Source organism: Paenibacillus sp. J22P59, from assembly GCF_059383895.1.
On record NZ_JBXENX010000002.1, the window covers coordinates 92,550 to 107,068 of the forward strand.

Genomic DNA, 14,519 nt, shown 5'->3' on the forward strand with positions numbered 1-14,519 from the left:
AAGCTCGAAAAGTAGTATTAATACCGAAAATGTGCTCACTAAATAGAGAAGTCCATTCACAAAATTACGGGTTACACCGTATACAGATCTCATGTGCGTGGGCAATACATGTTCGCAGTAAATCATACGTTAGAACTAGCTGAAAAAGTAGAGATGGACAATGCCCTTCCCTGCGTTTTATTTAATGAAGCAATTTCGCTAATTAGCTCCTCCTAGTTTCATTAAGGTCCTACAAAGTCTAGCAGAATTGAGCTGTTATGAACCTAGGTTCATTAGTGAAGCAGGTCGGTTTCCGAGTCGTGAACTTGATTACGCTAACCCTGGATCAAGCTCGAAAAGTAGTATTAATAGCGAAAATGTGCTCACTAAATAGAGAAGTTCATTCACATGATGAACCATACCATACTATTCCATCAACTCATCTATGAATTAGACCTGTGTTTGATAGGTATAAATAAAGCATTTAATAATAGAAAGAGGCATCCTGCGCAATCAATTACGATGCACAAGATGCCTGTTTTATTTTTATTGCTCCATAATTTCCAATAGCTCAGGCATTCCGCTTATAAGCACATCCGCGCCTTCCAGCTCTGAATCCCGTCCATAGCCCGCGTACGCGCAGCCGATGACGCTCAGTCCGTTACTTTTGCCTGCCTCGACGTCCGAGGAACGGTCTCCGACCATCCACGCGTCCTTGACCCCATGATCCTGAAGCAGCTTGGCGACGAGATCCACTTTGCTCTTCGTCTGGAATTCACCGGCACTGTACATGCCATCGAATAGGTGGGCAATCCCTTTCAGCCGAGCAATATCCTTCACATACAATTCCAGTCCATTGCTTGCGATGAACAGCTTAATTCCAAGCGCCTTCAGGTTCTCAAGTGTCTCCGCCGTGTGAGGGTAAAGGCTGCCCTTACCCGCTTCAAGATCTTCAAGCTCGTATTGCAGGAGCAGCTCATCTGCACGCTTACGCGCTTCCTCCGTGCTGCCTGGCATCAGCTTCCGCCATATATCATCTAACAGCATGCCTAGACAACCGAGCAAGTTCTCTACTGGAGGAGTATCCCCTTCATACAGCCCTTCCTCCCGAAGTGTCTGGAATAATCTCGCATGCACATCAATCAATAGTGTCTCCGTCTCTAACAATGTCCCATCCATATCAAAAATAACCGCTTCCGGTTTAGGCAGCTTCGTTGTAGTCATCCTGTCATTCGTCCCCTTCACTATCCTCATTGCTCTTAATCATACTGGAAATGGGGAAAGGTGACAAGGAATGGGATGGAGAGCTCTTTACTTTTTGGAAATAGAAAATACAAAATATACTTCAAAAATGATCAGTCGTGTTCGGAGACATGTTCCAGATAGGTTATCCGTGCTTAGCTTAGAGTATATCCGCTCAGACTTCTATAATAGGCCGATAACCGTAGCCGCTTCTACCTTTGTTAATACAATAGGTACAGGAGGTTATGCGCATGAAAATCGATATTGGCTGCGGCAGCCGCAAGCATCCTGACTTCTTCGGCATAGACCGCCTGCCATTCCCTGACGTCGATCTTATTAGCGATATCAACAACCCGCTTCCATTCCCTGATGACTCCGTTGAATTTATCATGGCTAGCCGATCATTGCCATATGTGGACGATCTATTCGCCGTTATGACGGAATTGTACAGAATCTGTGCACATAAAGCGGTCATTTGTATATTGGCTCCTTATGCCCATAGCTTTATCCATATGTCCAATCCCCGTTTCAAGCAACAATTTGACGAGCATACGCCTCGTTATTTCACCGCGCAGTTTTTCCAGCCTTCCCACGGCCCCCTTTGTCCAGCCAATGTCCATTATCCGGAAGATTATCCGCCATTCGATTTCCGGCTGCTGCGCATGGAGCTGTTTTACGATCCCGCTTATGCGTCTCCCCTCTATGAACGAGAAGAGCTGGAAATGCTGCAAAGCATCCAGCCTAATGTCGTACAAGAGATTATGTATCATTTGGTCGCGATCAAGAATCCAATAGCCCTTGAAGAGCTGGAGCAAATGAGCAATCTGGATTATCCCGAACCCGAAGCAGCTTCTGAACTGCGCAAGCCATTTCGTGATGCAGAGTTTTTTTCTTAGTAGACAAACAAGTTTCTCCGTATAACCTCGTATACTTCATAACAGTACCCTTACCCTGAGATAGCCTATCCGCAGTCGATGATCTAAAATCAAGGTGGTGAGATGAATTCCTCTTATTGTTCGAGCTACGTTCAATGCAACCGGAGCTATCAGCTTTATTGGCAATACATTAGGCCTCAGCCGTTCTGAGACGATAGGGGTGCCGGGAACTCAAGACAGTATCGGCGCATTCATCACGACAAATACGGCCTCCACCTTCGGGACCTATCCAAGTGGAACGACAAGTCTCTATACGGCCAATAGCTCATCAGCGAGATTAAATTTGCCGACTGGAAGCACGATCCTCTATGCTGAGCTGATCTGGGGAGGATCATATATTAATGGAACGGTGAATTTGTCCGCGGCAATTAATAATCCCGTCACCTTCACAACCCCGGCTGGAGTGGCCAGCGTTACGCCTGATTCGGCAACGGCCAATCAGGTAGATCTCGGCAACGGCGCCTTCGCTTTTGTAAGGTCAGCTAATGTGACAACCCTCGTACAGCAAGGTATGGCCGGATTTTATACAACAGCGGGTGTCGTAGGCACGATTGTCATCACCGGGGATGCCACAGCTAATCATGCAGGCTGGACGCTTTGCGTCATGTACCAGAATCCAGCCCTTCCGTTCCGCAATATGTCGATCCGTGCCGGAGCAGTGCTAGTTCAAGCTTCGTCTGGCCCTGTCAATACGACGCTGACCGGATTTGCGACACCAATATCTGGCGCACTTGGCGGCAGAGCCTTATTCAGTGCGCAAGAAGGGGATGCCAACCGAACAGGCGATCAAGCGTTATTCGGGCCAACTGCCTCCTCCTTAGTAGCCTTATCTGGACCTAACAACTTCGCCAATAATTTCTTTGCTTCACAGATTAATAACGATGCAGGTCAGCTTGATACGACGGGCACATTCGGCACTCGCAACCAAACGAACGGTGCGCCAGGCACCAATATAATCGGTGGACGGCAAGGCTGGGACATCACGAATGTCGACGTATCCGCAAGATTGACCAATAACCAGTCCTCCGCCGTACTAAGCCTCACTACTTCGGGTGATGCTTACGTCGTTAACGGCAATGCCATTCAGGTCGATATCAATGCCCCAAAAATCAACGTAGTCAAAAGTGCCAATGTTAGTGGGGTTGTCCTTGGCGATACCGTGACCTATACAGTAACCATCAGCAATACGGGAACTGCCAATGCGGCGAGCATCGTTTTATCCGATACGCTGCCCACTGGTCTCGCATTTACCCCTGGCAGCGTCGTTGTAGGGGGCGTAGCCAAGCCGACCTTTGACATTACGGCAGGCGCTCCGCTCGGCTCACTCAATCTTGGGAGCACCATTACGGTTACATATCGCACGACAGTGGCAGCGGTGCCCTCACCGCAGCAGCTCGTTAATACGGCTAATGCAGCCTTCACCTTTCAGAGCGTCGCCGGAGGCAGTGTCATTACCGGGGTCATTCCCTCGAATGGCGTCAGCCTCCCGGTATACTCGCCGATTCTGAGCTTGGTGAAAACGGCCAGCACTGCCAATGCCACGGTCGGCAATCTTGTAACTTACACCGTACTAATCGCAAATAATGGAAACATTGGAGCTACTACGTCGTTCACCGATAATATCCCTGCAGGAAGCTCATTTGTTGCTGGCAGCTTCAGGGTCAATGGGGTTGTCGTCGCAGGAGCGAATCCAGCAGTAGGAGTTCCAATCGGTACAATAGCAGCTAGTGCCACTACAACCGTAACGTTTCAGGTTCTCGTCAACTCCTTGCCATCACCTCCGCGGCTCGTCGATCAAGCTACTGCTGCTTATACCTTCCAGCCGCCGGATGGCCGTACAGTTACAGGCTCCGCTGCCTCCAATACGGTGACCGTTCCTGTCAGCCTGCCAGCGGTTACCGTAACGAAAAGCGCATCTATCACCGACATTGCCGTTGGAGAGACATTCACTTATACCTCGATCATAACCAATAGCGGAACGGAATCAGTCAGCAATGTGGTTTTAACCGATCCTCTGCCAGCCGGAACGACATTTGTGAGCGGATCTCTAACTGTCGGGGGGCAATCTCGGCCTACTGCTGTCCCATCTAGCGGCGTCTCATTAGGCACTATCACAGCAGGCAGCTCTATCACGGTTACATTCCAGGTTGCTGTAAGCTCACTGCCTTCACCTGCCCAACTGGTCAATCGTTCCACTGTATCCTACAGCTCAGGCACGTTCACAGGCGCTGCCTTATCCAATTCCGTCACGACCCCCGTATATCTGGCTGCTGTTGAGATTGTCAAAAGCGCGGACCGATCGAACGTCACGGTAGGAGGCACACTCACCTATACAATCGTCGTTCGCAATACGGGCAATATCGCAACACAAAGTACGCTGTCCGATAATATTCCGACAGGCTCTGCCTTTATTGCCGGCAGTGTAACCGTCAACGGAATCTCGCAGCCTGGAGCTTCGCCCACGGGCGGCATTCCGCTCGGCTCGCTTGCTCCCGGAACGACCACAACGACAACTTTTCAAACATCGGTAAATTCCCTGCCCTCGCCTGCATTTCTGGTCGATCAAGCTGCAGCAGCTTATTCTTACCAGTTGCCTAGCGGCCGTACCCTGAATGGCTCCAGCCAATCGAATACCATTACGATCCCGGTATCTACTCCGAATGTAGTGCTGGTCAAGAGCGTGAATCAGACAGCCGTTACCGTCAATGACGTATTAACTTATACAATCGTCGCCACCAACTACGGTGTCGATCCTGTTACGAACGTTGTCATAGCCGATCCTACCCCTGCAGGAACAGCATTCGTCAATGGAAGTGTCACCATTAACGGGGCTCCAGCTGCTAACGAAAACCCTGATGCCGGTATACGAGTAGGGACAATCAACTCACAAACCTCCATTACAGTTACCTTTCAAATCCAAGTTCTTTCACTGCCAGCATCCGGCCAGCTTAATAATCGAGCGAGCGCCGCTTTCCAGTTCGGCTCGTTCAACGGCTCGTCCCTCTCAGATACCGTCGTAACGCCTGTATACAAGCCTATTATTAGTCTGGCTAAAAGTGCTAGTGTCGTGAACGCCACCGTCGGGGATACCTTTAATTACTCTATTATCGTGACCAACACTGGCAACATTGCTGCTGATGTTACCCTATCAGATCCCATCCCCTCAGGAGCAACCTTCGATACCAACAGTGTCATTGTAGGCGGCGTCCCAACACCCGGAGTAAACCCGGCAACAGGTATTCCTGTCGGTTCCGTCGCCCCCAGTGCATCTGTTACCGTAAGCTTCGTGGTCACGATCAATCTGCTGCCAGCGACTCAACAGCTTGTAAATGCAGCATCCTCCTCGTATAGCTTTCTGCTGCCTGATGGTCGCACAATTACCGATACCGCAGCTTCCAATTCCGTTACCGTGAATGTATCGGCACCTAGTGTAAGCATAATTAAGACCGCTAGCCCTGCATCCGCCGTAGCTGGCGATACCCTTACCTACTCTATTGCAGTGAAGAACAATGGGATAACGAACGTCAATAACGTCGTACTAAGTGATATTTTCTCAAGCAATGTGTCTTTCCTTACCGGAAGCGTACTCGTGAACGGCTCACCGCGGCCGAGCACTGATCCATCCGCCGGCATTCCAATCGGTACCTTGCCGCCAGGCATTACGGCTACCGTGACATTCGAGGTGATCATTACGATGCCGATTCCATCGGAAATTAATAACCAATCGACCGTCAGCTTTACTTCCGGTTCGTTCTCTGCCTCTTCCTCATCCAACGTCACGACAACGCCGGTTACCCAGCCCCAAATCAGCTTGTCCAAAAGTGCCAGCAAAAGCAATGCAACAGTTGGAGATGCAATCATCTATACGATTGTCGTAAGCAACTCTGGCAATCTGGCAGGAACCGTAACCCTCTTCGATACCATTCCTAACGGCACAGAGTTCTCGCCGAACAGCGTTAACGTCAACGGCTCTCCACAGGCTGGGACCTCTCCAGTCACAGGTATCAATATCGGATCAGTTGCTCCCGGTGCAACTGTCACAGTCACCTTCGAAGTAGTTGTCACAACCTTGCCTACTCCGCAGCAGCTTAGCAATCAGGCATCTGCCACTTATACTTTCTCGCCTCCCGATGGCAGGCAACTGACCGGATCTGCTGTATCCAATACCGTCACCTTTCCCGTATCAGCGCCTAATGTTACCGTAACGAAATCTACGCTGTCGACCTCTGTGTCCATTGGAGACACGGTTACGTATACAACGCTTATTCGCAATGATGGCATAGAGCCTGTAAATAATGTACAGTTCACTGATCCCGTTCCCGCAGGGGCCGCATTCGTTCCAGGAACAGTCACCGTCAATGGAAGTTCCTTGCCTGCTGCTGTGCCTGCCACGGGCATATCGCTTGGAACCATTGCCCCATCCGCGACAGTAACAGTCGCGTTTGATATTATTGTCACTTCTGTTCCTGCTCCTGCTAACCTGAACAATCAAGCAGCAGTCAGCTTTACTTCCGGTGTCTTCTCTGGCACTTCGTTCTCCAGCCCAGTAATCACGCCTGTCTACCAGCCAGCACTGTCTATCGCTAAGCTGGCAAGCTCCAATAACGCAACAGTCGGCAATACGATCAGCTATACGCTCACCATTAGCAATACGGGCAACTACCCCGCTACTGCGATTCTTACCGACCCGATTCCAGCGGGTACCGCTCTCGTTCCAAACAGCGTTATGGTCAACAACTTCCCGTTTCCCGGTGCTGATCCGTCCGCGGGCATTGATGTCGGCTCTATTAATGCTGGAGCCACAACGACGGTTATGTTCTCCGTTGTCATCAATACCCTGCCTACACCTCAGCAGTTAAGCAATCAAGGAACAGCAGCCTATTCCTTCACCCTGCCCGATGGCCGTACGAAAACCGGGTCCGTCTCATCCAACACGGTCGTTATTCCAGTATCGGCGCCGAATATAACAGCAGTCAAAAGCTCTTTATCTACAGCTGTCTCAGTCGGCGACACGATTACCTACACGACCGCGATTACGAATAGTGGCATCGATAGCGTCACCAATGTTGTATTCAACGATCCGCTGCCCGCGGGCGTAGCTTTCATTGCGGGGTCTGTTTCCGTCGACGGCACACTGAGACCGACAGCGAGTCCCGCCAGCGGAGTCACTCTTGGCTTGATTGCTCCAGGCGCAACGGTTACCGTTTCTTTCAACGTATCCGTAACGGCACTGCCGCCCGCACCTAGCCTGCTTAACAACCAATCGACCGTCAGCTTTACCTCTGGGGTTTTCTCTGGCGTTTCCTTGTCCAACATCGTGACCATTCCCGTCTATCAGCCGATACTAGCTGCTGCCAAAAGTGCCAATACGACCAATGCAACCGTGGGCGATACAGTTGTCTATACGGTCGTCTTAACAAATACAGGAAACTACGGAGCTTCTGTCACCTTAACGGATACGATCCCAGCCGATACGACACTCGTTCCCAACAGCGTCCTTATCAATGGATTTCCAGCATCAGGTACAGACCCTGCCACAGGAATCCCTCTCGGTCAGGTGTCGGGCACGACGACGGTTACGTTCTCTGTCGTTGTCAATTCCCTTCCAAGCAATCAGCAAATTACGAACCAGGCTTCCGCTGCATACTCCTACACGTTGCCAGACGGCAGGACCCTGAATGGCTCTCTTGTATCCAATACCGTTACGGTGCCTGTCTCATCGCCGAACGTTTCGGTGATCAAATCAACACTTAAGACTGTCGCTGCCGTGGGTGAAACCGTTCCTTACAGTATTGTGGTAACGAATAATGGATTGACTACCATTACGAACATTCTATTCAGTGACCCTATCCCTGTTGGTTCAACATTTAATGCTGGAAGTGTTACCGTCAATGGCCTGCCTCAAGCGACAGCCAATCCAGCAGCAGGCATTTCGATTGGTTCACTCGCTCCTGGTGATTCAGCTACCGTCACGTTCAGCGTCACTGTTACTGCATTGCTGATTCCTGCCCAACTCAGCAATCGTTCTCTGGTCAGCTTCACGACTGGCGCCTTCTCAGGTGCATCCTTCTCTAATACGCTTATTACTCCCGTCTATCAGCCTATTATTGCAGTAGCCAAAAGCGCAAATACCACCAATGCAACCGTGGGAGATACGATTGTGTATACACTCAACGTGACCAACACGGGCAATTGGGAAGCTCAGGTGGTATTGTTCGATAATATTCCAACAGGAGCGGTGTTCGTTCCCAATAGCGTCATCGTAGATGGCGTAACCCAGCCGGGCGCCGATCCAGCCAGCGGTATTCCAGTAGGGACTGTTCTGCCTGGGGACACAGTTAATATTAAAGTAACGCTGCAGGTAACAGTGGACGCCTTGCCTTCGCCGCAGCAGCTCGTCAATCGAGCAACTTCCAACTACACGTTCACTTTGTCAGACGGAGTCGTTCGTACTGGAAGTGTTCAATCCAACCAGTTGGTCATTCCTGTCTCAGCCCCTAACGTAACGGTTGTCAAAAGCACGAATGCAATCGATGCAGTAGTCGGCGATCTCATTACCTACACAATCGTCGTAACGAACAGCGGCATTACAACCGTAAATAATGTAGTGCTCGTGGACCCTGTTCCAACGGGTACCAGCTTCGTTACGGGCAGTGTTGTTGTTGACACTGTATCGAGGCCATCCGCCAATCCGAACACTGGAATTACAATCGGCTCAATTGGAGCAGGAAGCTCCTCCACCGTAACGTTCCAGGTACAGGTCATCGCGATATGACAATAGGTTCACGAGCAGATCTGCTGCTGCAAAATCAATCGCTCGTAACCTTCCAATATGCCGGTGCGGAACAGGTGACCTACTCGAACACAGTGTCCACTCCGCTCGTTGGTCCTAAGCTGTCCCTGCTCAAAAGCTCAGAAACAAGCTATGCTGCTCTCGATCAAACGATTGTCTATCGTCTTGATCTCGACAATGATGGGAACAAATCAGCCGATGTTACGCTCTATGATAAGCTGCCTGAAGGCACTTCTTTTATCTCGAACAGCCTGCTTCGAGATGGCGTTCCCTTACCTGGAGCGAAGCTCTCGTCTGGCGTCGCATTAGGCCTCGTGGAAGCAGGAACTTCCACTCGCATTGAGTTTCAGGCACTTGTCACCTCCCTGCCGTCTGGGCTGCAGCTCGTCAATCAAGCTTATGCCGAGTTCGTATTCCAGACGCTGGATGGCCGAACGATAACTGACCTCATTTACTCCAACACATTAAATATTCCGGTTGAGGAAGTTTCCTTAGCCGTGAGCTTGACAGCAGGAACAGCGTATTCCTTTGTCGGGGATATCGTTACGTATGAGATCATAATCGTCAATCAAGGGCATCTGCGGCTTCAAGATGTCCTTGTGATTTCACCGGTGCCTGATGGTGCTGTTTTTATGCCGGGCAGCCTCATGATTGGGGATGTTCATGCTCCTTCATTAGATCCGAATATTGGAATTCCAGTTGGTTCTCTCGATCCTCAAGCCATACTGAACATTACCTACCGAGTCCGTATCGTGAAAGTACCCAGTGATAATCCGCTAATCAGTCAAGCGACGGTTCGTTACCTAGGTAGCGATAAGCTTTATGAGGCAGAAACAAATGACGTCGCTGTCACGGTTATTCATCCTTCCCTAACCTTATCCAAGACCGTTGACAAGACACTTGCTACGCGAGGCGATATTCTTGTGTACGAGTTAACTGTGACGAATAGCAACGCCTTCGCAATTGACGGCACACTTGTAGATAGGTTGCCGAGCAACACCTTATTTGTATGGGACAGTGTTCATCTTAATGGGGTGCCTATCAAGGGGAGCCGTCCTGCAGAAGGAATTAATCTTGGTACGGTACAGGCGTATTCTAGCGCTGTCATTACTTTTCAGGCGACAGTCTCGGCCTCCGCCTCCGATAGCTCTTATCTATCCGTTGCCAATGAGGCAAGCTTGAATTTCACATTCAGGCTGCCAGACGGCAGGTTGATCCAGAATAAGCTTCTGTCTAATACCGTCCATACTGAGCTTATCTTACCGCTAATTAACGTTCACGTTACTGTATCCCCACCTGTTATCGAATCTGGTGATTGGCTAGAATATGGAGTAGAGCTGACTAACCGGGGCAACTCGGCAGCGGCTGTCCAACTGCTCGAATTAACAGATCCGGGAGACGAGTTGCTAAGCCATACCATTCGCATTAATGGGGAACAGGCGAGCAGCTTGCTAACCAGCGAAGGGCTTTCCCTTGGAATAATCGCACCTCAGCAGGCCGTGCGAATCAGCTACACCGCTGTGACAAGTCCATTATTGGAAGCATCAATGATCAGAGGTTATGTGGAGGCGCGATATCAGTTCGAGGTAGAAGGACGCTTGCATGAAGAAACGGTCCGTTCAAACGGCTACATTGTTTTGATTGAAGACCCTTATGAGTAAGAATCAGACTACAATGGGATGCAAAGAGCCGCCAAATATTCAGCTTACACAGCAAACAGAAATTTTGTCGGAGCTATATTTATGGTTGCAACAGAAAAGCAAAAAGAGCACTTCTAATGAGTGCTCTTTTTGCTATATGTGCCAGTAAGATTTGTTTGTTTACATACATACTGTACGTATGTTAGTATAAGTCCATATTAAAGCAAAGGGGATATTTACCAATGATAACTTCAAGTTTCTACCCTGTTATATTGACGGAGAAGGTTGCACTCAGTTCTGCATTCTATTCAACCTATTTTCAATTTGAAAAGGTATATGAAGCCGACTGGTATGTGAGCCTTAAATTGACTAATGGTAAAGTCCCTTATGAATTAGCTCTCTTAGATGCATCACACCCTACCATACCCTCTGTTTACCAAAAAACAGTCCAAGGCTTAATACTAAATTTTGAAGTAGACGATGTAGATTTAGAGTATAAGAGACTTATTCTGGATGAGAAGCTGCCCTTGCAGCTCGATATTCGCGATGAAGAGTTTGGACAGCGGCACTTTATAACGAGCGACCCTAATGGTGTATTAATTGATATCATCCAAATAATCCCTCCGTCAGAAACAGAGAGTACTAACTATGCAGAAAAAGTATGGTTAGATAATAACGATGGTGAAATAGAATGAGTACTGCGTTACAATTGAAGCAATATTTTGCCGGGGAGTTGGCCTATTTTATTTGCTAGCATTAACGAAATCGGGAGATCGTGAGGCAATAGCCATTTTGGAAAAACTGTGAAAACAGTCTGAATGGGCAATACAGGATTGAGACAGGAGACAGACCGTTCATGAGAAGAAACAAAGAAGAAACGAATGAAACGATCAACAAGCTGATAGAAGTCGCCAGAGGTTATTTCACCGAGCATGGATATGCGAACTCTGCTTTGGAGGATATTGCGCAGGAATCTGGCCTAACGAGAGGGGCACTCTACCATCATTTTAAAAATAAAAAAGGCCTCTTTCATGCTGTACTCGAATCGGTGCAGAAAGACGTTGCAGGAAGAATTGAAGCGGAGGCAGCAAAAAGTGAGGAAGTGTGGGAACAGCTGCTTCTTGGATGCCTTGCATTCGTAGCTGCAGCAGTTGAGCCTCAGAACAAGCGAATTATGCTCGTTGACGGACCCGCTGTACTGGGATGGGAGACTTGGCGAATGATGGATGAGCATAACTCCATGCGCTTGCTGCGAGGGCAACTGCAAATCATGGAGAAGCAAGGATGCCTCAAACAGGGCTCCATTGAAGCCATGACCCATTGTCTATCTGGAGCTATGAATGAATCAGCGCTCTGGATTGCGCAAATGCCAGATTATGAACAAGCATTGGCAGATACCAAGATCATCCTCTCCATTATGTTGGATGGGTTTAGGCGTTGATTGAATGAATTGTACTGCGAGTAGACAGTAAAAATCCACAACCACATGGGGTTGTGGGTTTGGGTAGTGGAGGCGAGGGGATTTGAAACCCTGTCCGAAGATCGCACCACGCTTGCTTCTACTCGTGTAGTCACAGATTCGATGTTCCCTGAGCAGACGCCCTAATGAGGTTGAATTTCATGTTTATAATTGTATAATTGTTATAACAGTTGAATATGATGATAAGGAGGAAAACTTATGAATAGGATGGTTGAGATGGAACGAAAAGTAACCAAATTTGGAAACAGCCTTGGAATAACCATGACTGACGCTTTGAAGCAAATTGGATTGGATCAAGGTGATACAGTGAACATTGAGGTTAGTCCAGATTCAGGAGAAATAATAATTAAGAAGTCAACAAAAGTCTCATTGCCTGTAGGAATCAGCCCAGACTTTATGACCACTTTGACAGATGTCATTGAGGAATACGATCAAACGCTTCAAGGACTCAAAGATAGATGACGAAAACTCGTTATTTATCTGCACAGGAAGTGATAGCCATTAATGTAGCCATGATTCAGCGCTACAGTCCAGGGGAATATATAGGCGTTAAAGAAATCGGGCTGCTCGAATCAGCTATTCACCGACCGCAATCTTCGCTATTTGGCGAAGATGCTTATCCTACTATTTTCGAGAAGGCTGCGGCTTTGTTCGAATCACTTGGTCAAAATCATCCCTTTCACAATGCCAACAAACGTACCGCTTTTACAGCACTGGTTATATTTCTGCGATACAATGGCCTGCACTTTAAAATGGATACTCAAAAAGCCGAAGATTTTACGGTAGATATGGTTAATCATCTTTTCGATCGCAAACAAGCAACTGCGATTATTGAAGCCCATAGCATCAAGATATCAATATCTTAAAATACAAAAACACCATTCTGATGAGGATGGTGTTAATGGTAATGGAGGCGAATCATGGCTGTGCAAAACCACCATTCGTCATAGCTCCATAGTGATGATGGAAGAGAAGCAATCTACGATAGCTCACCTCGGAGCTGTCTTTAATCCAACCATCCCTTACTGAGTGCAATATCTATCGCCTCGATCCGTGTATTCGCCCCGAGCTTCCCAATCGCTTCTGACATATAGTTTCCGTACCGTTCCATAGAATAGAAACAGCTGTGCTCCAATATCTTGAAGAACTAAGCCTTGGGCGGCCAGCGTCATGACTTCACGCTCTCGAGGTGATAATGGACATGGATCATCCCATACCGCGAGCGACAATTCTGCATTAATGACACGTTTCCCAGCATAGACCCGACGAATCGCATCAGACAGTTCGTCGCTGCCCGTATCTTTGAGAAGATAACCATACACTCCTGCCTGCATAGCCCGCTGAAAAGAGCCAGGACGCGCGAATGTCGTCAAGATAATTACACGACAAGCTGACTTACTTTTTTGAATTGCTTCCGCAATATCCAGCCCCGTTTTCAGTGGCATCTCAATATCCAAAAACAGCTACATCTGGTTCATATTGCTGAATCATGGATATCGCTTCTTCCCCATTTTCCGTTTGACCGACTACTTCGATATCATCTTCTAACGAAAGCAAAGTTGCTAATGCTCCCCTTAATAGCTATTGAGGTTCCTTGCTCTACAAACTTACAGCTAAGAGCATTTTTTGATCGAATACAGCAAAAATCCACAATCCATACAACTAGGAGGAACGAAGGGCTTGTCTTCTCATCCACATCGTTGCAACCCACTTTTCCCCTGTAATGACTGGTGTACCTGCATGCAAGGTGAAATCGTTTAATTCATGATCATTATAAAAATATTCAAAGTAGACCGCCATGCCTTTGTTAGGAAAAACAGAAATATTAAGCATAGGGAACGCCGTCTCTCCGCCGTCCTCTACATCATTCAAATACATGACGAGCGTACTAATTCGATTGTTGGCACTTGCACGGCTGCTTTCTGCGAAAAAATCATAATGAGGCTGATACTCTTGACCCGGCGTATATAGGAGAACTTGTAAGCCATCGCCATGCTCGATAGGAATATTCATAATTTGAGAAAATCGCTTTTCGATTCTTGTAATCGTCTCATTCTGCTCACAGAACACCCCGCTGCTCGTTCTAATAGCATTGACTGCATGATCTCCGCCTATTTTTGAACGTTGCAATTGTTCCCTAGAATGATTAATCAGCTCATCACATTCCTCATCACTAAGCACATTTCCTAATACGACGACCAAAGGTGCCTCATACTTGGCAAGAATTCGAATCTCTCGATCATCTGTCTTAATCGTATTTCCAGTATGATCAAATATCGTGCGTTCTTTCTCTGTCGAATTCTCTATCATCCTTACACAGCCCCTATTTTCAGACATCCACCATATAACATACCTTAAAATGGAATAATTCGCTCATTTATTTTCAGAAAAGTCAAACTAGCTAAACTTTTTGGTAGCCTAAAATTAGGACGAGAAAATAAGAAACCCAA

Annotated in this window: 9 protein-coding genes and 1 pseudogene; 7 read left to right on the top strand and 3 right to left on the bottom strand. The window is 47.9% G+C overall.

The features are described 5' to 3' along the window. Positions 1-525: 525 nt before the first annotated feature. A complete protein-coding gene (locus AC50YO_RS03725; protein ID WP_494843404.1) occupies positions 526-1,203 on the bottom strand; it encodes an HAD family hydrolase in 678 nt (225 codons plus the stop codon). Positions 1,204-1,472: 269 nt separating this feature from the next. On the opposite strand from AC50YO_RS03725, the gene AC50YO_RS03730 reads away from it, so the two are divergent. The 7 genes from AC50YO_RS03730 (at position 1,473) to AC50YO_RS03760 (ending at position 12,935) form a co-directional block, all read left to right on the top strand. Then, positions 1,473-2,117, top strand: a complete 645-nt coding sequence (locus tag AC50YO_RS03730) for a class I SAM-dependent methyltransferase (protein ID WP_494843406.1) — start codon at positions 1,473-1,475, stop codon at positions 2,115-2,117. 199 nt (positions 2,118-2,316) lie between these two features. After that, positions 2,317-8,931, top strand: a complete 6,615-nt coding sequence (locus AC50YO_RS03735) for a DUF7507 domain-containing protein (protein ID WP_494843408.1) — start codon at positions 2,317-2,319, stop codon at positions 8,929-8,931. Then, complete coding sequence (locus AC50YO_RS03740; RefSeq protein ID WP_494843410.1) at positions 8,928-10,610, top strand: hypothetical protein; 1,683 nt, start codon at positions 8,928-8,930, stop codon at positions 10,608-10,610. Before AC50YO_RS03735 ends, AC50YO_RS03740 begins: the two co-directional genes overlap by 4 nt. A 221-nt stretch (positions 10,611-10,831) precedes the next feature. Further along, positions 10,832-11,284 carry a VOC family protein gene (locus AC50YO_RS03745; protein ID WP_494843412.1) on the top strand — a complete coding sequence of 151 codons (453 nt, stop codon included), beginning with the start codon at positions 10,832-10,834 and terminating at the stop codon, positions 11,282-11,284. A 161-nt stretch (positions 11,285-11,445) separates the two neighbouring features. Continuing rightward, the gene (locus AC50YO_RS03750; RefSeq protein ID WP_494843414.1) at positions 11,446-12,030 is read left to right on the top strand and encodes a TetR/AcrR family transcriptional regulator; all 585 of its coding nucleotides are present in this window, start codon (positions 11,446-11,448) and stop codon (positions 12,028-12,030) included. Positions 12,031-12,267: 237 nt separating this feature from the next. Beyond that, on the top strand, positions 12,268-12,531 hold the full coding sequence (locus AC50YO_RS03755) for an AbrB/MazE/SpoVT family DNA-binding domain-containing protein (protein WP_494843416.1): 264 nt from the start codon (positions 12,268-12,270) through the stop codon (positions 12,529-12,531). Beyond that, the gene (locus AC50YO_RS03760) at positions 12,528-12,935 is read left to right on the top strand and encodes a type II toxin-antitoxin system death-on-curing family toxin (protein WP_494843418.1); all 408 of its coding nucleotides are present in this window, start codon (positions 12,528-12,530) and stop codon (positions 12,933-12,935) included. Before AC50YO_RS03755 ends, AC50YO_RS03760 begins: the two co-directional genes overlap by 4 nt. A gap of 140 nt (positions 12,936-13,075) precedes the next feature. On the opposite strand, the pseudogene AC50YO_RS03765 reads toward AC50YO_RS03760, so the two are convergent. Together AC50YO_RS03765 and AC50YO_RS03770 are read right to left on the bottom strand one after the other, a co-directional pair. Beyond that, positions 13,076-13,626: pseudogene (locus AC50YO_RS03765) on the bottom strand (response regulator). 105 nt (positions 13,627-13,731) lie between these two features. Further along, entirely contained in the window at positions 13,732-14,379 is a 648-nt protein-coding gene (locus AC50YO_RS03770; protein WP_494843420.1) for a 2OG-Fe(II) oxygenase, read from the bottom strand. Positions 14,380-14,519 lie beyond the last annotated feature (140 nt).

What these genes read in the sequence shown, in the direction of transcription:
- AC50YO_RS03730 (WP_494843406.1), top strand. Translation starts at nt 1,473, where the DNA reads ATGAAAATCGATATTGGCTGCGGCAGCCGCAAGCATCCTGACTTCTTC.
- AC50YO_RS03725 (WP_494843404.1), bottom strand. Translation starts at nt 1,203, where the DNA reads ATGACTACAACGAAGCTGCCTAAACCGGAAGCGGTTATTTTTGATATG.
- AC50YO_RS03770 (WP_494843420.1), bottom strand. Translation starts at nt 14,379, where the DNA reads ATGATAGAGAATTCGACAGAGAAAGAACGCACGATATTTGATCATACT.
- AC50YO_RS03745 (WP_494843412.1), top strand. Translation starts at nt 10,832, where the DNA reads ATGATAACTTCAAGTTTCTACCCTGTTATATTGACGGAGAAGGTTGCA.
- AC50YO_RS03750 (WP_494843414.1), top strand. Translation starts at nt 11,446, where the DNA reads ATGAGAAGAAACAAAGAAGAAACGAATGAAACGATCAACAAGCTGATA.
- AC50YO_RS03760 (WP_494843418.1), top strand. Translation starts at nt 12,528, where the DNA reads ATGACGAAAACTCGTTATTTATCTGCACAGGAAGTGATAGCCATTAAT.
- AC50YO_RS03740 (WP_494843410.1), top strand. Translation starts at nt 8,928, where the DNA reads ATGACAATAGGTTCACGAGCAGATCTGCTGCTGCAAAATCAATCGCTC.
- AC50YO_RS03755 (WP_494843416.1), top strand. Translation starts at nt 12,268, where the DNA reads ATGAATAGGATGGTTGAGATGGAACGAAAAGTAACCAAATTTGGAAAC.